We start from the raw sequence: 18118 nt of genomic DNA, 5'->3' as shown, positions 1-18118 counted from the left end.
TCTTACCTCTTGCGGCGGCCGTGCACCGCGTCCGACAGCCGTTCCAGCGCGGTGTCGAGCGTTTCGTCCTTCTTGGAAAAACAGAAGCGCACCACCGAGGTCACCGCGTCCTGCTCGTAGAACGCCGAGACCGGGATCGCCGCGACCTTGTAGTCGGTCACGATGCGCTTGCAGAACTCAACGTCGGTCTCGTTCAGGCCCAGCGGCGACAGGTCGACGGTGAGGAAGTATGTGCCCTGCGACTTCAGCACGGGAAAGCCGATGCTCTCCAGCCCTTTTGTGAGGCGGTCCCTGCTCCGCGCCAGGTCCTTGCGCATGTCGTAGAAATATTCGTCTGATTTGTTGAGGCCGTAGGCGACGGCGGCCTGCAGGTTCGGCGCGGTGGTGAAGGTCAGGAACTGATGCACCTTGGCCGCTACCCTGAGCAGCGGCGGTGCGGCACAGACGAAGCCGACCTTCCATCCCGTCAGCGAAAAGATCTTGCCGGCGCTGCCGACCTTGATGGTGCGGTCGCGCATGCCCGGGATCGTGATCAGCGGGATATGCTCGCGGCCGTCGAAGATCACGTGCTCCCAGACCTCGTCGCAAATCGCGATGGTATCGAACTTCTGGCAGTACCGCGCCAGCAGTTCGAGGTCCTCGCGGGGATAGACGACGGCGGCCGGGTTGAGCGGATTGTTGAACAGCACCGCCTTGGTCTTCTCGTTGAAGACGCTGGCCAGCATCTCTTCCGTCAACCGCCAGCCTGGCGGCTCCAGCCGCAACAGGCGCGGAATGCCGCCGGCCTGGCGGATGATCGGCAGGTAGCTGTCATAGACCGGCTGGAAGCAGACGACCTCGTCGCCCGGCTCGACCACCGCGAGAATGGACGACGTCAGCGCTTCGGTGCCGCCGGAGGTCACCATCACTTCCGTCATCGGATCGAGGTTGAGCTTGTGCCAGCGCCCGTAATGGGCGGCGATCGCCTGCCGCAGTTCCGGGATACCCATCATCGACGGGTACTGGTTGTAGCCGTTCACGGTGGCATCGGCCGCGGCGCGGCGGATGTCCTCCGGGCCGGGATCGTCGGGAAAGCCCTGGCCGAGATTAATGGCGTTGTTGTCGCGGGCGGCCTGCGACATCGCCTCGAAGACGGTGACGGGAAGGTCGGCAAAGACCTTGTTCATGGAGGTCATGGTGGAGATCAGCCGCCGGTTCTGGTCGGCAATCCCGCAGCCTTCCAGCCGATGATGCCGCCGGCCAGATGCTTGTCGTAAGGCAGTCCTGCCGCCTGCGCTGCCAGCGATGCCGTCACCGAGCGTTTACCTGAACGGCAAGCGAAAACCACCTGCTTCCCCTTGGGATCCGGAATCGCCGCGGGATCAAAGCTCTGGAGCGGAACGACCACGCCGTCCGGATAGGCTTCCACCGCCACCTCATTGGGCTCGCGGACGTCGACCAGCAGATAGCGGCCCTCCGCGATCCCCTTCGAAACGTCTTCCGGGGTCAAATCGTGCACCTGATGGTCCGCCAACATATCCTCCTGACAAGGCGCCGCGAGGCTACGATAGGCCCCGCCAAGCGGCGCCAAAGTCGCCCCTCGCGGGGCGAAAATCAAGCGCCGCGAGCGGCTTAAACGGCCATCCAACGTGCGTCGGGCACAAGGCAGCAATTCTTCGCTCGCCCCCTGTTCAGGCCAGAAGTTCCTTCTCTATGGGCCAGGCGCCTGCCGGCGTCTGCGGGCCGCTCGCTCGGTAGCCTCGCCGCAGATAGAAATCGCGAGCGTTCAGGCTTGCCTCAGCGCGCACCGATGGGAACTGCCGCTCGCGCATCAGTCCTTCGAGCATGGCAAGCAATCCGGCACCTATCCCCTGCCCGGCAAACTCCGGCGTCGTATACAGGCCCTCCAGCCTGTCACCGGAAATGGCCCCCCACCCCGCGACGATGCCATCCAGCTCGGCAACCCATACTTCCAGCTCTCGCAGCTTTCGCTCCATACCCGAGAGCGTAAGATTCGACGCCCACTCCTGCGCCTCGGCGGCGGTCATCGTTGGAGGCGCGAGATCAAGGATCGATCGTCGCCGAATGTCGCGGAGGCGGCTCGCGTCATTGAACATCGCCCTGCGGTAAACGGTCTCCATGCCATCTGCCCCTGGTCAAACGGATCTGTCGAGCCCCCGGCAACGTTCGCTATCGAGGAATGCGGAATCGATATTCAATGGGAAAGCAGTTGTCCTGTTTTGCTACAGGCGATCCGTCGCTGCGGCCCCGGCGGCTGTCAACATTTGACCTCACGCTGAGGCCAATTCGTTTCGATGTACGGGGAGCCGAGAGCTATTCGATTAAACGGCCCCAACCGGGGGGCCGCCAACCCGAACGATACGGGTTTTCTTCCAGCAGTCGGGGGGGCACCTTTCGGCTGGAAGCATTGATATCAACCCTCAGCGACGCCGGTTGTTCCTTTATTCCGTGACAATCATGGAAATTAGGGAGTAGTGGCGCCTTCTTCTCACCACCTACCATTTTTTTCCCGCTACGTTTGAGGTGTCAGAGGGGGCATCCTAATGAGCGATGGGAAAAAGGCTAAAGCCGAATTCACACTGGCCCAAGTCATCGGTCGAACTGCAGCGCTGTTTCCCCACCGGCCTGCAATTGTCTCCTCCACGTATGCGCCACTCACATACCGAGATCTTCAGCGCCAATTGGATGGCATCCGCCGGCAGTTGCGTTTGGCCGGGTTCGATTGCAACGCGCGGATCGGGATCCTGATGCCGAACGGCGCGGACGCGGTTCTCACCATCGTTGCCGTAGCCTGCTGCAGCATCGCGGTTCCTCTTGATCCGCGGCTGTCCCAGACGGAGATCGATCAGCGTCTCGACATGCTGCGCCTGAACGCGCTTCTCGTGCCGCAAGGCAATGCCTCTGAAGCCCGCCGGACCGCTGAGCGGAGAAAGCTCCCCATCATCGAAGCCGTTCCGGTCGGACCCGGTCAGCTTGGAATCAATATCGTAGCGCAAGCCTCCAACGTCCCTGCGATCGACGCTGAGCCTGATCCGAGTTCGCCCGCCTTCATCCTGCAGACGTCGGGCACGACTGCGCAGCCGAAGCTCATTCCGTTCAGCCATGGCAATATGCTGGCGGCGGCCGCACGGCTTCAGGCCTGGTTTGGACTCACACACCAGGACCGTTGCCTGAGCGTTTCGTCGCCCCACTACTCCCATGGGCTCAAAGTTACGGTCTTCACACCGCTCTTGACAGGCGGCAGCATTGCCCTTCCAGCGAACAGTGCCGTCGTGGCGCTGGATGAGTGGCTCGATGTCCTGCGGCCAACCTGGTACTCGGCAGGTCCTGCGCTTCACGCTGCCCTGCTGGACAAGGCAAGAAACCTTGAGAATGCGCAGACGGCGCACACGCTGCGATTTGTCGTATCGGGTGGCGCGCCGCTGCTGAAAGACATGCAGAACGATCTGCAGCGCATTTTGGGCGTGCCGATGCTGGAGCACTACGGCTCCAGCGAAGCCGCGCAGATCGCCGCCAACGTGCCGCCGCCCGGGCCGAACAGGCCAGGAACTTGCGGGCAACCCTGGCCCGATACCGTGGCCATTGTTGGTGAGGATGGACATCCCGTGCCGGCCGGTGAGCGGGGTGAGATCTGGGTTCGTGGTCCCACCGTGACGTCCGGCTATCTCGATGCGCCGGAACTCAATCAAGCTGCTTTTACGGAAGGTTGGCTTCGCACGGGCGACATCGGCAGCCTCGACGCAGACGGCTTCCTGACGCTACACGGCCGCCTGAGTGAAGTAATCAACCGCGGGGGTGAGAAGATCTCCCCTGCCGAGGTGGAATCCGCGCTACTACGCCATCCGGCCGTAGCCGAAGCCGCCGCCTTCGCAATCCCGCACCCACGCCTTGGCGATGACGTCGCAGCCGCCGTCATTCCCCATTCTGGCGCGCAAACGACACCCGCGGAGCTTCGCCAGTTCCTGCAGCGCGAGTTGGCCTCGTTCAAGATTCCGCGGAGCATTCTGATCCTCGACCGGCTGCCAAAGGGGGCGACGGGAAAGGTCCAACGGCGACGGCTGCGTGAGGCGCTCGACGTAGATCATCGGGCGACGAAGCCTTTGCCTGCCGTGAAAAAAGCGACATTGGATCTGCAAGCTGAATTGCTGACCCTGTGGCGCAGGCTTCTCAAGTCCGAGACCGTGACGATCGACGATGATTTTTTTGCGCGCGGTGGCGACTCCCTTCTAGCGATGGAAATGCTCATTGAGGTCGAGCGGCTCATCGGCCAGACCGTACCGGAAACGATCCTGTTCGAGGCAGAAACGATCCGGCAACTTGCTCCAAAAATCCTCATGCAGACGGGCGCGCCGACGACGCCATTCTTCCAGTTCAGTCCCTGTGGCCGTCGCCCTCCCCTGTACTTCTTCAATGGAGACTCCATCAGCGGCCATGAGAGTATGCGGCGGATGGTGGAGCTTTTCGGGCCCGATTACCCGATCATCTCCATCGATCCCCATGGTCTCCGTGGGGAACCGGTTCCGCCATCGATCGAGGCGATGGCCGCCGACCGCCTGCCGCACATTCTGGAGAGGCAGTCCAGCGGTCCTTTCCTGCTGGGCGGCAAATGCAACGGCGCCATGGTGGCGTTCGAAGCAGCCCGCCTGCTGATGGCGGCCGGCCACAGGGTTGATTTGATTGCGATGGTCGATCCGCCGACCGTCGCTGCCCGTCCGGCGCCACGGGCGATCATCGGGCTGATGAAGCCAATAGCTTCGCCTTACCTTCTGCGCTGGATGTACGAGCGAATGGCGCAGTTGGAGCGATACGCCAATGCGTGGAGTCGCAAGCGGAATGTGATCGTCGAGGGCAAGTTTCTGCCCGCGTTGTGGGACGCTTATTCAATTGCAATGGCGCAATATCTTCCGGCACCGCTCGAGGTCGCCGTGACATTTTACGCGGCCGAACATGACGGCCGGGCGTGGCGGCATCTCAGCTCTCAAGTCGAAGTGCTTCAGGTGCCCGGGGGACATGGTGGCTGCCTGACTATCGGCGCTGACCTGCTGGTTGGTCATCTGCGGCAAAGAATTGACGCTCTGGCTGATGGCGGGCTTCCGAGGGAATCAGCCGCGTTCGAGCAAGCATTGCAAACTATCGGTCTCGTTGACTCGAACGACCCAAGTGGGCGAGTTGGCCGCCAAGACGTTCGGGCAAATTGGCGTGCATTATCCTGAGATATCGCGGCCCTGGCAATCAAGGAGCTTGGCGCGCGGTAAGGTCGCCACAAGCGAAGGGGCGCCGACACGGCCCTTAGGGCGGCCCACACGCTCGCGGCGAGTTGCGGGAAAAACGAATAATTAGTCGGCCGCCTTGATTTCTGCACTTTTTGAGCAACAAATCGAAACATGTAAGACGGGTAGGAGGACACGCCATGATGAAGCGTGGGCTCGCGTTGTTACTGGTGGGGCTGCATGGCCTCTTGCTTGGTGGCTGCATGCAAGCGACGCTTGCGCCGTCATCGAATGCCAGCTTGACCCCAAGGGACCGGCAGTTACTCGCCCACGCGCGCTATGCGCAGGCGAGCATTCCGGAGACTTATCGCCGGCATATTGTCGACTACACGCGCAAGGAGCAGCCGGGAACCATCCTGGTCGATACCAACTCGAAGTATCTCTACTATGTCCTGCCGGGAGGCAAGGCGATCCGCTACGGCGTGACGGTGGGAGAGGAAGCGCTGGCATGGTCCGGCATCGCTACCGTTGGCAAGACGGCTGAATGGCCGGATTGGATCCCGACGGCGGAGATCCAGGCCCGGCTGGGCCCCTACCCGAAGCGCGTCGCCGGAGGTCCGGACAATCCGCTTGGCGCGCGGGCGCTTTATCTCTACGAGGGCAACAAGGACACGCTGTACCGCATCCACGGCACCAACCAGCCGGAATATATCGGTCAGGCCATCTCGTCCGGCTGCATCCGCATGACCAACGAGGACGTCATCGATCTCGTGAACCGGGTGAAACTGGGCGCGATCGTCGTCGTCCTGCCGCCGGGCCGGAGTGCGTAGCAAGCTACGCTGCGTGAAGCGCCCGAAACTCACAGCCCTGCGACTTGGCGGGAACTTTATCCGCCAGGATGATGGGCGTCGGGTACAGACGACACGCCGAACGTTCGTACGCGCCTCCTTGATGACGAACGCTGCGGCGCTCTTGCCAATTTCCCTGCGTGCCCCGGAAGGTTATTAGATTGGCGGGCGATCGAGGGAACGACACCATGTCAACGGCGCCGGAAGTCAGATCTGCGGATGCAAACATCCGGGCCAACGCGATCAGCACCATCGTGCTCGGCTTTGCGGCCGACCCGATGGCGCGCTGGGCCTGGCCCGATCCGTCCGAATACCTCAGAACAATGCCTCGACTCGTCAATGCTTTTGGCGGCCGGGCTTTTGAGCATGGCACGGCCTATATCACCGAAGGGGCTCGCGCCGCCGCGTTGTGGCTGCCGCCAGGCGTCGAGCCGGACGAAGCGGAAATGGATGCCATCATGCAGGAGACCCTGCGCCCGGAGATCGCCGAGGATATTGAGGCCGTCAAGAAAGGCATGGCCGAACATCATCCCCGCGGCCCGCATTGGTATCTACCCCTTATCGCCGCCGACCCGAACTGGATCGGGCAAGGGCTCGGCGCATTGCTCATGAAACACGCGCTTCGACGATGCGACGAGGAAGGCATCGCAGCCTACCTCGAAAGCTCGAACCCGCGTAACATGTCCTTCTATGAGCGCCATGGCTTTGAGATTGTCGGCAGGATCCAGAGCGGCTCTTCTCCCGTGCTGACACCGATGCTGCGGCCCGCATCATGAGGGTTACCTTCGCATCGACCAGAGGATGGCATTCGTGAGGATTTGCTGGTAGCGGGCGTCGCGCCAGACCGATGCCTCGTGGCCTAGCGCCGTATAGAATACCCGCCCCTTGCCGTATGTTCGTTTCCAGGCGAGAGGCCAGCCATAGGATCGTCGATGCACGCCGGTCCTGCCGATATCCACCGAGCTTGGGTCGAGGCGAAGGAGCACGCGTGAACCACGATCATCAAAGTCTCTGATCTGATAGATTTCGTCCTCGACCCGCAACGAATTTCCGAGAAACGCCACCAATGGATCGCTGGGATCAACCACGTCGATCGTCACGGCCTGATGCCAGGGATGACCATTGAAATAGCCGCCGACCAGATCAAGATAGTCCGGCCAGGCGTAGAATGTGTCGGTGGCCGAATGAACGCCGATGAACCCGCGGCCCGAGCGCACGAAGTTGAGCAGAGCCGCCTTCTGATCGCCGCTCATCGGAAGTTCTCCTGACGTGTAGAACATCACCGCGGCGTAGCGTTGGAGGTTGTCGGTCGAGAATTCAGAGGCGTCTTCGGTTGCAGTGACATCAAAGGCGCCGGAATTCGTTCCGAGCTGCGCCAGGATTTCCCTGGAAAGCGGTATGACGTCGTGCCGGTAGCCGGCCGAGTGGGTGAAATAGAGGATGCGCTCTCGCAGGCGCTCCGCGTGCGCGCCGAGCGGCCGGATTGCCGCCGCGCCGCCGAGGAGCGCGATGAACTCGCGTCGCCTCACAATCCTCTCCTTGAAGCCATCCATTTGGATTGCAGCAGTTACGGAAAACTCAAGACAGCGTCGCATTGTCGAGAAATGGTTGCCAGGAGAGCGCCTCGCTGTTGGCCTTGTCGAATTGCCCATCCTCCAGGAGCTTGCCGACAGACCTGAAGTACTCGCAAAGGAACGTCGCATCCGGCAGTTGATAAACGTGCTCATTCGGCACCCACAAATCAAATTTCCTGGCGGAGTTGAACGCAGACAGGATTGCAGGTTTGAGATCACGTACGTTGTCCGGCCATTCTGACGAAGCATTCCGAGTTTTGATGCTGTCTGAAAGGCTGCGAAATTTGGTGCCCAGGCTTCGGAGCTCGGAAGCTTTTCTTTCGTCCGACTTCCGGTTCAGCCATTCCAATGAGATGCCAACCAGCACTCCGGTCAAAAAGACCATCGCAAATTTGAACCAGCGCTGCTGGCCCAGTGCGACCAGATTGTCAGTAACGGTCGTGACCACAGCGTTACTAAAAACCGTAGCTGCCACACCACTGGGATCGGTGAAGATATTTGCCGCCTTCAATCCTTTTTCGAGGATAGGCATGACCAGCGGGATCAGCAGAAGACCCCAAATCCCAAACAAAAACTGTTTAAGCCGATTGGACATCGAGCCCTATGGTTGCACGCGGACGAGCCGCTCAGCCGAACTAACGCTTGAACGAGCCATCCGGCCTCTCCCAAAAAAAGATAGAGATGCATATTGCTGCAGTGCATGAATCCGATTGTGGACACTTGGCGGGCATCCCTGCAATCTCATGCCGCGGGATTGGACCGAACCCGAGGGGCCGGAACGCTCTCCTCCCGCACCAGCGGCAGGGAAAACTGAAAGACGGCGCCTCGGGGTTCGTTCGCGCTCACCCACATCCGCCCCCCGTGAGCCTCGACCATCGACTTGCAGATCGCAAGGCCCATGCCCATGCCCTTGGCCTTCGTCGTATAGAAGGCCTGGAATACGCGCTCGGCATCCGCCGGGTCGAGGCCGGGCCCGGAATCGCTGATCGTGACGAGCACGCCGGTCGCCTCCGTCTCGGTGTTGATCCGCAGTTCGCGTGCGCCCTCGTCACTGCCGTCCATGGCTTCAATGGCATTGAGGATCAGGTTCAGGATCACCTGCTGCAGCTGAGTGCGGTCGCCTTCCACCATGGGCAAACCCGGCGCGAGTTCGGTTTGCAGCGCGATGCCATGCTTGAACATTTCGCTTCGGGTCAGCGCGACCATCTCAAGGATGGCTTCGTTGAGGCCGAACCAATCTTTCCGGGACGGCACCTTGTGGATCAGGGCCCGGATGCCGCCAATGACGTTGCCGGCGCGCTTGCCGTCCTCGACGATACGGTCGAGCGAATAGCGGACTTCGTCGAGATTGGGCGGCTGCGCACGCAGCCAGCGTAACGCCGCCTGGGCGTTGGTAACCGTCGCGGCGATCGGCTGATTGACCTCATGGGCGATCGAGGCCGACAACTGTCCCATCGTGGTGACGCGGTTGGAGTGCGCAAGCTCCGCCTGCACCGCGCGCAAGGCTTCTTCGGCTCGCCTGCGTTCGGTGATGTGCCGCCCGACGCCGCGATAGCCGACGAAGCGCCCTCTCTCGTCAAACACCGGCAACCCGGAGACCGACACGTAACGCTTGCTGCCATCTGGAGCATACCGCGCGAGCTCAAAATCACGGAACGGCAGGTGGGCATCGAGCGTCTCCCGGTGCTTGCGCCAGGCCTCCTCATCAGGCTCCAGGTAAGGCACTTCCCAACGTGTCTTGCCGATCTCGGAGCCCAACGCCGGCGCGTCGGAAAGACTGTCCGCGAACTCCTGATGAATGAAGCGATGTTGCGCATCGGTCTCCCAGTACACGTCGAAGGAGAAATGCACGAGGGTGCGAAAGCGCTCCTCGCTCTGCCGCAGCGCCTCTTCCGCCCGCTTGCGCTGGGTCAGATCGAGGACAAAGCCAACACCTTGGCTTGTACCTTCCCCGAACATCGCCCCACCGATCAGCACCGGCACGCGGCTTCCGTCTTTCCGCAAGTACTCTTTCTCGAATGGCAGGGCCATCCCGACCCGCTTGAGCTCCGCCACGGTATGTGCGTCGCGGTCGCGCCATTCCGGCGGTGTCAGCGTAGTCCGATGCAGGCGCCCCGAGACGAGATCGTCCCGGTCGTATCCCACCATACGGAGAAACTCGTCATTGGCCTCGAGAATACGCCCCTCGATTTCCCAAATGATGATGCCGACGATGTTGGCGTCGACCAGGCGGCGGATCATCTTGTCGCGCGCCAACAGATCGCCGTGGAGCGCGATGTTCTCTGCGATCGCCTTGCGCCGCCGGATCGCCTCGAGCCGCGCGAGCGCCAACGCCATCCCCGCCAGGATTGCGACAATGACGACGGCGATCGTGATCAGCCAAGCTTTGCGATGCTCGAGCGCCTCGGCGCGTTTCTCCTGATCCACGCGCAGGAAGCGCTCGTGGTCCACCATCTGGTCGATCTGCGACCTTATCTCGTCCAGGCTGCGGATCATCGCCATCGCGGCCGGCCCGGAATAGGTGCGGGCCGTTTTGACGATCTCATCGATTTCGCGCAGCTTTGCTGCAACGGTAGCCGCCAGATGTCCGGCGCGATGGCTCTGCAATGGATCGCCCGCGACCAGAGCCTGGAGCGCCTGCGCGTCCCGTCGCACGCTTTCGTCAGAGACGCCATAGGCCTTGAGATAGTGCGGATCGAGAGTCAGCAGATAGCCGCGCCTTTGCGCCTCCACGTCGGCGATGATCGTTTTCAGCCGATCCAGCGTCTCGAGCACCTGCCGGTTGCGCTCTTGCGCAAGATTTGCCGCTTGACGCTCCTGCCAATATCGGAAGCCGAGAATCCCGGTCGCGACAACCACAGTTAGAAGCGCCCCAACCACCAGCGCCAGCGGGCGAGCAAACCACCGAAAGGACTGGCTCAGAGGAACTGACATTGGCCTAAAGTCTTCGATGCTCGCGTGAGCAATTGTTTTCTGATGCCGACGCAGAGTATTGCTAATATAATGAAAATACAGCTACGGTCCGCGTAGATGAGACGGGAACCGGCGCGCTCAACCGCGCAGATTACACCGGCCCGTCAGTCCCCTCGCAAGGGGCCACAACGTCACGGCTAAGACCCGGCCTTTCGTGTTGCGAAGGCCGATCCACTGGCAGGAGCAGACGACATGGCTCCAAATGAAAAATTGCCGGAAAAGTCGCGGCGTAATTCAGGGTCGGCCAGCCGACGCAGCTTCGTCAAGGCATTGGGTGCGGCGGGTGCCCTCACCATGCTGCCGAGGCGAGGTTTCGCAAAGGACGCCGCCGCGGACTATGCCGGCGCCGCGATCGGCTGGAAACAATTTTCCGGGCAGACGATCACGCTCGCAGGCGCGATCCATCCCTGGACGAACGCGATCACTCCGTTCTTGCCTGATTTCACCGAGCTCACCGGCATCAATGTCGTTCCCGACTTCCGGTTGGAGACCACGTATCTGGGCGCGCTGCCGATCCAGCTCAACCGTCGTGACAGCACACCCGACGTCTTCATGTACACGACCTATGGCCAGGGCATCTCGGGAGGATGGCTCGAGCCGCTGAGCGCCTATTATGCCGACAAGTCGCTGACCGATCTCGCCTGGTATGACGAGGGTGACCTTCTGAAGACGGCCCGCGCCTTTCCGCTCTGGCGCGACGGCGAACGCTACGCCATGCCGATCACCTCGGAGGCGGTGACCTTGTTCATCAACGGCGATGCGTTGGCCGCCAAGAACCTGTCTGTCCCCCGCACTTTCGAAGAGCTGCTTGTCACCGCCAACGCAATCAAGACCAATGAGATGTCCGGTATTGCCATGCGGGCGCAGGCCGGCGGCAATTCGTCGGTGCCGGCAATGAGCTTCGTGTTCTCTTATGGCGCCGACATGGTCAAGGACAACAGGGCCGCATTCGCGAGCCCCGAGGCAATCGCGGCCATCGAGATGTACGGTCAGTTGCTCAGCCAGGCCGGGCCTGGCGGCATCAGCGGCTACGAATGGTACCACGTGCTGGACGACTTCCTGCAACGCAGAACGGCGATAGCGATCGACAGCAGCAATTTCGCTACCGACATCTCCAATCCGGCAAGAAGCCAAGTTGCCGGGCGGGCCATGTTTGCTCCCTTCCCACATGTCCCGGGACGCACGTCCGTGCCGTTCATGTCGCACTGGCAGGCGTGCATCAATTCCAGGTCACGACACAAGCGGGCGGCTTTCCTGTTCCTGCTGTGGGCGACAAGCAAGCCGACCTCGATGCTGACCGCCGCGGCGGGACTGGCGACGACACGCGTGTCGGCCTGGTCGAGCAATGGCTTCAAGAAGGCGTTTGGCGCGCAAGCCGCGGAGGCAGCGCTGACCAATTTGCAGAATGCCGATGTCGACCGCGCCAAGGCGATCCTTTTCCATCCGCTCTCGAGACCTATCCTGGACGCCTTCATGATCGGCGTGAATGAAGTGGTCACTGGCGCAAAACCGGCCAAGATTGCGATGACGAACGCCGCCGAGAAAGCCAATGCGGCAATCCGCGGATAGCAGCGTTTCGCTATTTCCTTTGCTCCCACTGAATGAATTTTTCGAGCAAGGGTTTTTCGGGCGCTGCTTTGGCCGCTCCACCGGGTTCGGAAGCAGCCGGATCTTCGCTTCCTTGCATTGATTGAAACTGCTTGAATCCCTGGAGCAGTGCCTGGGAGTCTTCCTTGGACGTCGCTTGCGCCGGCGTAGCCAATGCAGGGGTGGAAATGGAAACGGCCAGTTCCGAGGGCTCACTTTTCGACCTCGGAGGCATATTTAGCAACACGAGCGCCACGATCACAGTTGCGCCGACCACTGCAGCAATGGCACCCGCGGCGAGCAGTCCGCGTGACGGACGGCGTTCGTAAATGAACTGGGATTCCAGCGGACGGGTGGATTTGGCGAAGGCCTTTTCGCGCATCTCGTCAAAACGCGACAAAGGGGGATCGGCAGGAAAATGGTGCGATCCCGTCTGCGGTGTCTCGTTGGGTCGCGGGTTCGCCATGCTGCGCGCCGAGCGCGGGGCGTAGTACAGCGGATCTTGGGGATCATCGGGGTTGGGATGGTCGTTCGCGCGGATGAAACTCATTTGCGCTACTCCTCACAATACCACATCATCGCATCGGAATATTTGCCACTCAAGGCTTCAGCCTGAGCTTCCGAGCACTGTCCCACGGTCTGGCATGAAATGCCGCAAGCATTCGCGCCTGCGGCCGGCGGGACGAAACTTCGATCCGCCGCCCTCCGGTGTCAAGAGCCTGATCCAAACCGGGATGCGTGTGGAGTCAGATGTTCTGCTCCGCCTCAGAAACAGTCAAGCTGTTGCCGTCTTGCGACAACATAAGCGGAACTTGTGGGGTCCGGGCCCCTGGAGCGGGAATGACTTTTCTTCGAAACGTCATCCCGCTCTATCTCTTTGATTTGAGCATGATCTTTTCGGAAAATCGGTACCCACTTTGCGCTAACGCGGCCCTGCGGGTCCAGATCATGCTCTTAGATCGTGACCTGCGTTCCCACTTCGACCACGCGCCCGGTCGGGATCTGGAAATAATCGGTGGCATCGTTGGCGGAGCGGCTGAGGCGGATGAACAGGAGATCCTGCCAGCGCGGCATGCCGGAATGGGCGGCCGGCTTCAGCGCGCGGCGGGACAGGAAGAACGAGGTCGACATGATGTCGAACTGCCAGCCGAGCTTGCGGGCGATCGCCAGGGTCTTCGGCACGTTCGGCGATTCCATGAAGCCGAATTTGAGCGTGACCCGCGAGAACGTCTCGCTGAGCTGCTCCATCCGCACCCGCTCGACATCGTCGATCCGCGGCGTCGGCGCGGTCTCGATGGTCAGAATGACGTTCTTCTCGTGCAGCACCTTGTAGTGCTTGAGACTGTGCATCAGCGCCGTCGGCGCGCAATCGGGATCGGAAGTGAGGAACACCGCGGTGCCCGGCACCCGCTGCGGCGGCCGCTTCTCCAGCATCGCCACCAGGTCGGCCAGCGGGAATTCCAGCTTGCGCGATTTCTCGAACAAAAGCCGGCTGCCGCGCCGCCACGTGTACATCAAGAGCATCACGACACCACCGAGCGCCAGCGGCACCCAGCCGCCCTCCAATACCTTCAAGAGGTTGGCGGCGAGGAAGGTGACGTCGAGGAACAGGAACGGCGCGATCAGGGCGGCGGCCGCGATCGGCGACCATTTCCAGACCCGCCAGATCACGACGAAGCCCATCATCGCCGTGACCACCATGGTCCCGGTGACGGAGATGCCGTAGGCCGAGGCCAGCGCGCTCGACGAGCGGAACAGGACCACCAGCAGGATCACCGCCAGAAACAGCAGCAGGTTGATGCGGGGAATGTAGATCTGGCCGGAATGGGCTTCCGAGGTGTGGCGGATTTCGAACCGCGGCATCAGGCCGAGCTGGATCGCCTGGCGCGTCAGCGAATAGGCGCCGGTAATGACGGCCTGGCTCGCGATCACGGTCGCCACCGTCGCCAGCGCCACCATCGGGATCAGCGCCCACTCCGGAAACATCAGGAAGAACGGATTCTCGATCGCCTTGGGATTGGCGATCAAGAGCGCGCCCTGCCCCAGATAATTCACCGCCAGCGACGGCAGCACGATGAAGAGCCAGGCGGTCTGGATCGGTCGCTTGCCGAAATGGCCGAGGTCGGCATAGAGCGCCTCCGCACCGGTCACGGCGAGAAACACCGCGCCCAGCGTCACGAAGCCGATCAGGCCGTGATGGAGCATGAAGGAGACGGCATAGAGCGGATTGAAGGCCTGAAGCACTTCGGGATGGCGCGCGATCTGCGGCACGGCCGCGATCGCGATCACGGCGAACCAGACGCACATGATCGGCCCGAAGAACGCAGCCACGCGGGCGGTGCCGTGGGACTGCACGGCAAACAGCGCAACTAGAATGACCAGCGTCAGCGGCACGACATAATGTTCGAAGGACACGGTGATCAGCTTCATGCCTTCGATCGCGGACAGCACGGACAGCGCCGGCGTCAGCACAGCGTCGCCGTAAAACAGCGCGCCGGAGATGATGCCGAGCAGCACGATCGTGGCCCCGCCCTTCCCCACCGCGCGCTGCGCCAGCGCCATCAGCGCCAGCGTCCCGCCCTCGCCATTATTGTCGGCGCGCAGGAGGATGACGACGTATTTCAGCGTCACCACCACGATCAGCGCCCACAGGATCAGCGAGAGCACCCCGAGCACGGCCTGCGACGTCGCCGCGGTCGAGCCCTCGCTCGCCGCCACCACCGCTTCGCGCAGCGCGTACAGGGGGCTGGTGCCGATGTCGCCATAGACGACGCCGATGCTGCCGAGCATCAGGGCCTTGAAGGTAGCGGTGGAATGCGCTTCGCCATGACCGTTGGCCGCGGGCGTTTCCGCCGCGGTGATCGCAAACTGGACTGACATGGGGGCTAGGGCCTCGGCTGTTTACCGCACTGCACAAGTGCAGAAGCGCAGCCCTATACTCCCGGGACCGCCGGGAGGTTAGCCGGAATTCAGGCCTCCGGTATGCGCCGTCCGCATGGATGACGACAGGTTCCGACGAAAATTTTCGAAGTTAATTCAGATGGTTACCTGAGTTCCGACCTCGACCACCCGTCCGGTCGGGATCTGGAAGTAGTCGGTCGCGTCGTTCGCCGACCGGCTCATCGCGATGAACAGATGATCCTGCCACAGCGGCATGCCCGACTGCGCCGACGGCTTCAGCGACCGCCGCGACACGAAAAATGACGTCGCCATGATGTCGAACTGCCAGCCGAGCTTGCGCGCGATTACCAGCGCCTTCGGCACGTTCGGCGATTCCATGAAGCCGAATCGCAGCCGCACCGTGGAGAACTTCTCGCTGATGCTCTCCATCTTGACCCGCTCGGACAGGTCGACGCGCGGCGTCTGTGCCGTCTCGATGGTCAGGATCACATTGTGCTCGTGCAGCACCTTGTTGTGCTTGAGATTGTGCATCATCGCGGTCGGCACGAAGCTCGGATCGGAGGTCAGGAATACCGCCGTGCCCTTGACGATGTGAGGCGGACGCTTTTCCAGGCTCTTGATCAGGTCCGCCAGCGGCACCTCGATGCGGCGCGTCTTGGCGGTCAGGATCGCGGCGCCGCGGCGCCAGGTCCAGATCATCACTGCGACCGCAACGCCAAACAGCAGCGGCACCCAGGCGCCTTCGAGCAGCTTCAACAGGTTTGCGGCAAAGAAACTGGTGTCGACGATGACGAGGGGCAGGATCACGGCCGCGGCCGTCGCCGCGCGCCAGTTCCACAACTTCCAGATCACGACAAAGCCCATGATGCCGTCGACCACCATGGTCGTGGAGACGGCGATGCCATAGGCCGAAGCGAGGCCGCTCGAGGTGCGGAACAACAGGACCAGCAGCACGACTCCGATCAACAGCAGCCGGTTGACGCGCGGCAGATAGATCTGGCCGGCATGCGACTCCGAAGTGTAGCGCACCTCGAATCGCGGCAGGAGGCCGAGCTGCACCGCCTGCCGGATCAGCGAAAACGCGCCCGTGATCACCGCCTGGCTGGCGATGACCGTCGCCGCAGTCGCCAGCACTACCATCGGCAACAGCAGCATTCCGGGAACCAGCCGGTAGAACGGATTTGCGATCGCCGACGGGTCGGCCAACACCAGCGCGCCCTGCCCGAAGTAGTTGATCAGGAGCGCCGGCATCACGAAATAGAACCAGCCGGTCTGGATCGGCTTGCGTCCGAAATGGCCGAGGTCGGCATAAAGCGCCTCGCCGCCGGTCACGGCCAGAAACACCAGGCCCATCGTCACCAATCCGATGGTGCCGTGGGAAAGCATGAACTGGATCGCGTACCAGGGATTGATCGCGTAGAGCACCGTGGGATCGTCGCTGATATGGATGAGACCCAGTAGGGTCAGCGTCGCAAACCAGACCACCATGACCGGCCCGAAAGCGGAGGCGACGCGCGCGGTGCCGCTGCTCTGCACTGAGAACAGCACGACCAGAATAAAGATCGTCAGCGGCACGACGTAATGCTCGAACGCCGGCGTGACGAGCTTGAGACCTTCGACCGCCGACAATACCGAGATCGCCGGCGTGATCATGGAATCGCCGATGAACATCGAGGCGCCGACGACGCCCAACGCCAGCAATACCCAGCTCCGGCGGCCCAGCGCCCGCTGCCCCAGCGCCATCAGGGATAGCGTACCGCCCTCGCCGTTGTTGTCGGCGCGCAACAGCAGCAGCACGTATTTCGCGGTCACGACAATGAACAGCGACCACAGGATCAGCGAGAGCACGCCGAGCACGATGATGCGCGATACCGGCTGGCCCTCGGCCGCGTGCGTGACGGCCTCGCGAAACGCGTACAGCGGCGAGGTGCCGATATCGCCGAACACCACGCCAATACTGCCCAGCGTCAGGGCCCAAAAGCCTGAGGTCGCGTGCCCCTCATGGGCCTCGGTAGATGTGACGCTGACAGTCATGGTGGAAGAGAACGTTCTCGTCGTTGAATTGATCCGCGCGGCTATCGACGCTTCCGCGCTAGCTGTCAATCTCGGACAAGCATAACACCACCAGCGATGCGGAGCTTACGCAAAGCTGATTCCATCGAAATGGCAAGATGGTATTATGGTAGTTCCGACGTGTTACGGTTTCAGATTCGGCGGCAGCGGTGGATTCTCGCGCATCAATGTGATGGTGACGCGACGGTTTGCCGGCAATGTCGGATCGTCGGGAAATAGCGGCTGGCTGTCGGCGCGACCGCCGACGGCGTAGATATGAGATGACGGCAGCCCCTCGCGCTCGAGGATCTGGCGCACGGCATTGGCGCGGTCTGCCGACAGATCGAACGCACTATATTCGCCCCGCGATGGCACGAATCCCGCTGAGGTATGGCCGACGATGTTGACGCGCAGCGGCGTCGCCTTCAGCGGCACCGCCAGTTTCTGGATCAGCCGGCGGGTGCGGTCATACGGGACCTTGGAGCCGTCGGCGAACATCGAGCGGCCATCCTGGTCGACGATTTCGAGATTGAGGCCCTCTTTGGTCTCCTCGAACATGATGTGCTTGGACATTTCGGTCAGTTCCGGCATGTCCTGCAGCGCCTGGCGCAACGAGGCCGCGGCGAGCGCGAACTCGCGGTCGACCTTCAGGCGGGCGCCGAATTCGCGCTGACGATCCTTCTCGTCGGGCGTCGGAGTGTTGGAGGCCTCCTCGGGCGAAATATGCGCGACATTCTTCAGCTTCGGCCGCGTCGGCAGGCCGTCGGATTCGACGATGCCCGAATGCCGCGATTCGGTCTGCACGCCGAACGCCTCGCGCATCGAGCCCGCGACGATCTTGAGCTTCTGCTGGTCCTGGCTGGAGAACGCCACCAGCATCACGAAGAACGACAGGAGCAGCGCCATCAGGTCGGCGAAGGTCACGAACCAGCCGTGACCGCCATGCGCCTCTTCGCGTTTTTTCTTGGCCATG

At 62.0% G+C, this 18118-nt stretch carries 14 protein-coding genes; 4 read left to right on the top strand and 10 right to left on the bottom strand.

The window, feature by feature from the left end:
• Nucleotides 1-2: 2 nt before the first annotated feature.
• From LMTR21_RS16805 to LMTR21_RS16795, 3 genes are all read right to left on the bottom strand, one after another.
• Nucleotides 3-1175: an aminotransferase gene (locus tag LMTR21_RS16805; protein WP_065753678.1), complete on the bottom strand. Its 1173-nt coding sequence runs from the start codon at nt 1173-1175 to the stop codon at nt 3-5.
• A gap of 8 nt (nt 1176-1183) precedes the next feature.
• Entirely contained in the window at nt 1184-1516 is a 333-nt protein-coding gene (locus LMTR21_RS16800) for a rhodanese-like domain-containing protein (protein WP_057857062.1), read from the bottom strand.
• Between the two features lie 154 nt (nt 1517-1670).
• Entirely contained in the window at nt 1671-2120 is a 450-nt protein-coding gene (locus LMTR21_RS16795) for a GNAT family N-acetyltransferase (RefSeq protein ID WP_065753677.1), read from the bottom strand.
• 423 nt (nt 2121-2543) lie between these two features.
• Here LMTR21_RS16795 and LMTR21_RS16790 point away from each other — a divergent pair, with 423 nt between their 5' ends.
• From LMTR21_RS16790 to LMTR21_RS16780, 3 genes are all read left to right on the top strand, one after another.
• Nucleotides 2544-5213: an AMP-binding protein gene (locus LMTR21_RS16790; RefSeq protein WP_084030663.1), complete on the top strand. Its 2670-nt coding sequence runs from the start codon at nt 2544-2546 to the stop codon at nt 5211-5213.
• A 197-nt stretch (nt 5214-5410) separates the two neighbouring features.
• Nucleotides 5411-6040: a L,D-transpeptidase gene (locus LMTR21_RS16785; protein WP_065753676.1), complete on the top strand. Its 630-nt coding sequence runs from the start codon at nt 5411-5413 to the stop codon at nt 6038-6040.
• Nucleotides 6041-6246: 206 nt separating this feature from the next.
• Nucleotides 6247-6834 carry a GNAT family N-acetyltransferase gene (locus LMTR21_RS16780; RefSeq protein WP_065753675.1) on the top strand — a complete coding sequence of 196 codons (588 nt, stop codon included), beginning with the start codon at nt 6247-6249 and terminating at the stop codon, nt 6832-6834.
• Nucleotides 6835-6837: 3 nt separating this feature from the next.
• On the opposite strand, the gene LMTR21_RS16775 is transcribed toward LMTR21_RS16780, so the two are convergent.
• The 3 genes from LMTR21_RS16775 to LMTR21_RS16765 form a co-directional block, all read right to left on the bottom strand.
• Nucleotides 6838-7587: a ThuA domain-containing protein gene (locus tag LMTR21_RS16775; RefSeq protein ID WP_065753691.1), complete on the bottom strand. Its 750-nt coding sequence runs from the start codon at nt 7585-7587 to the stop codon at nt 6838-6840.
• Between the two features lie 49 nt (nt 7588-7636).
• On the bottom strand, nt 7637-8227 hold the full coding sequence (locus LMTR21_RS16770; RefSeq protein ID WP_065753674.1) for a hypothetical protein: 591 nt from the start codon (nt 8225-8227) through the stop codon (nt 7637-7639).
• 146 nt (nt 8228-8373) lie between these two features.
• Nucleotides 8374-10566 (bottom strand): ATP-binding protein, encoded by a 2193-nt coding sequence (locus LMTR21_RS16765; RefSeq protein WP_084030662.1) that lies wholly within the window; start codon nt 10564-10566, stop codon nt 8374-8376.
• Between the two features lie 231 nt (nt 10567-10797).
• On the opposite strand from LMTR21_RS16765, the gene LMTR21_RS16760 reads away from it, so the two are divergent.
• Complete coding sequence (locus tag LMTR21_RS16760) at nt 10798-12174, top strand: ABC transporter substrate-binding protein (protein WP_065753673.1); 1377 nt, start codon at nt 10798-10800, stop codon at nt 12172-12174.
• Nucleotides 12175-12184: 10 nt separating this feature from the next.
• On the opposite strand, the gene LMTR21_RS16755 is transcribed toward LMTR21_RS16760, so the two are convergent.
• From LMTR21_RS16755 to LMTR21_RS16740, 4 genes are all read right to left on the bottom strand, one after another.
• Entirely contained in the window at nt 12185-12742 is a 558-nt protein-coding gene (locus LMTR21_RS16755) for a hypothetical protein (protein WP_065753672.1), read from the bottom strand.
• A gap of 404 nt (nt 12743-13146) precedes the next feature.
• Entirely contained in the window at nt 13147-15072 is a 1926-nt protein-coding gene (locus LMTR21_RS16750; RefSeq protein ID WP_065753671.1) for a potassium transporter Kup, read from the bottom strand.
• A 156-nt stretch (nt 15073-15228) separates the two neighbouring features.
• Nucleotides 15229-17127 (bottom strand): potassium transporter Kup, encoded by a 1899-nt coding sequence (locus LMTR21_RS16745; protein ID WP_065753670.1) that lies wholly within the window; start codon nt 17125-17127, stop codon nt 15229-15231.
• Nucleotides 17128-17289: 162 nt separating this feature from the next.
• Entirely contained in the window at nt 17290-18117 is an 828-nt protein-coding gene (locus LMTR21_RS16740) for an OmpA/MotB family protein (RefSeq protein WP_065753669.1), read from the bottom strand.
• Nucleotide 18118: the final 1 nt, after the last annotated feature.

The sequence above is a fragment of the Bradyrhizobium paxllaeri genome (assembly GCF_001693515.2).
Classification (GTDB): domain Bacteria; phylum Pseudomonadota; class Alphaproteobacteria; order Rhizobiales; family Xanthobacteraceae; genus Bradyrhizobium; species Bradyrhizobium paxllaeri.
This window is presented reverse-complemented; position numbering and strand designations above follow the sequence as displayed.

Excerpts from the sequence above, each read along its gene's own strand:
- LMTR21_RS16805 (WP_065753678.1), bottom strand. The coding sequence starts at position 1,175 with ATGACCTCCATGAACAAGGTCTTTGCCGACCTTCCCGTCACCGTCTTC.
- LMTR21_RS16800 (WP_057857062.1), bottom strand. The coding sequence starts at position 1,516 with ATGTTGGCGGACCATCAGGTGCACGATTTGACCCCGGAAGACGTTTCG.
- LMTR21_RS16795 (WP_065753677.1), bottom strand. The coding sequence starts at position 2,120 with ATGGAGACCGTTTACCGCAGGGCGATGTTCAATGACGCGAGCCGCCTC.
- LMTR21_RS16790 (WP_084030663.1), top strand. The coding sequence starts at position 2,544 with ATGAGCGATGGGAAAAAGGCTAAAGCCGAATTCACACTGGCCCAAGTC.
- LMTR21_RS16785 (WP_065753676.1), top strand. The coding sequence starts at position 5,411 with ATGATGAAGCGTGGGCTCGCGTTGTTACTGGTGGGGCTGCATGGCCTC.
- LMTR21_RS16780 (WP_065753675.1), top strand. The coding sequence starts at position 6,247 with ATGTCAACGGCGCCGGAAGTCAGATCTGCGGATGCAAACATCCGGGCC.
- LMTR21_RS16770 (WP_065753674.1), bottom strand. The coding sequence starts at position 8,227 with ATGTCCAATCGGCTTAAACAGTTTTTGTTTGGGATTTGGGGTCTTCTG.
- LMTR21_RS16765 (WP_084030662.1), bottom strand. The coding sequence starts at position 10,566 with ATGTCAGTTCCTCTGAGCCAGTCCTTTCGGTGGTTTGCTCGCCCGCTG.
- LMTR21_RS16760 (WP_065753673.1), top strand. The coding sequence starts at position 10,798 with ATGGCTCCAAATGAAAAATTGCCGGAAAAGTCGCGGCGTAATTCAGGG.
- LMTR21_RS16755 (WP_065753672.1), bottom strand. The coding sequence starts at position 12,742 with ATGAGTTTCATCCGCGCGAACGACCATCCCAACCCCGATGATCCCCAA.
- LMTR21_RS16750 (WP_065753671.1), bottom strand. The coding sequence starts at position 15,072 with ATGTCAGTCCAGTTTGCGATCACCGCGGCGGAAACGCCCGCGGCCAAC.
- LMTR21_RS16745 (WP_065753670.1), bottom strand. The coding sequence starts at position 17,127 with ATGACTGTCAGCGTCACATCTACCGAGGCCCATGAGGGGCACGCGACC.
- LMTR21_RS16740 (WP_065753669.1), bottom strand. The coding sequence starts at position 18,117 with ATGGCCAAGAAAAAACGCGAAGAGGCGCATGGCGGTCACGGCTGGTTC.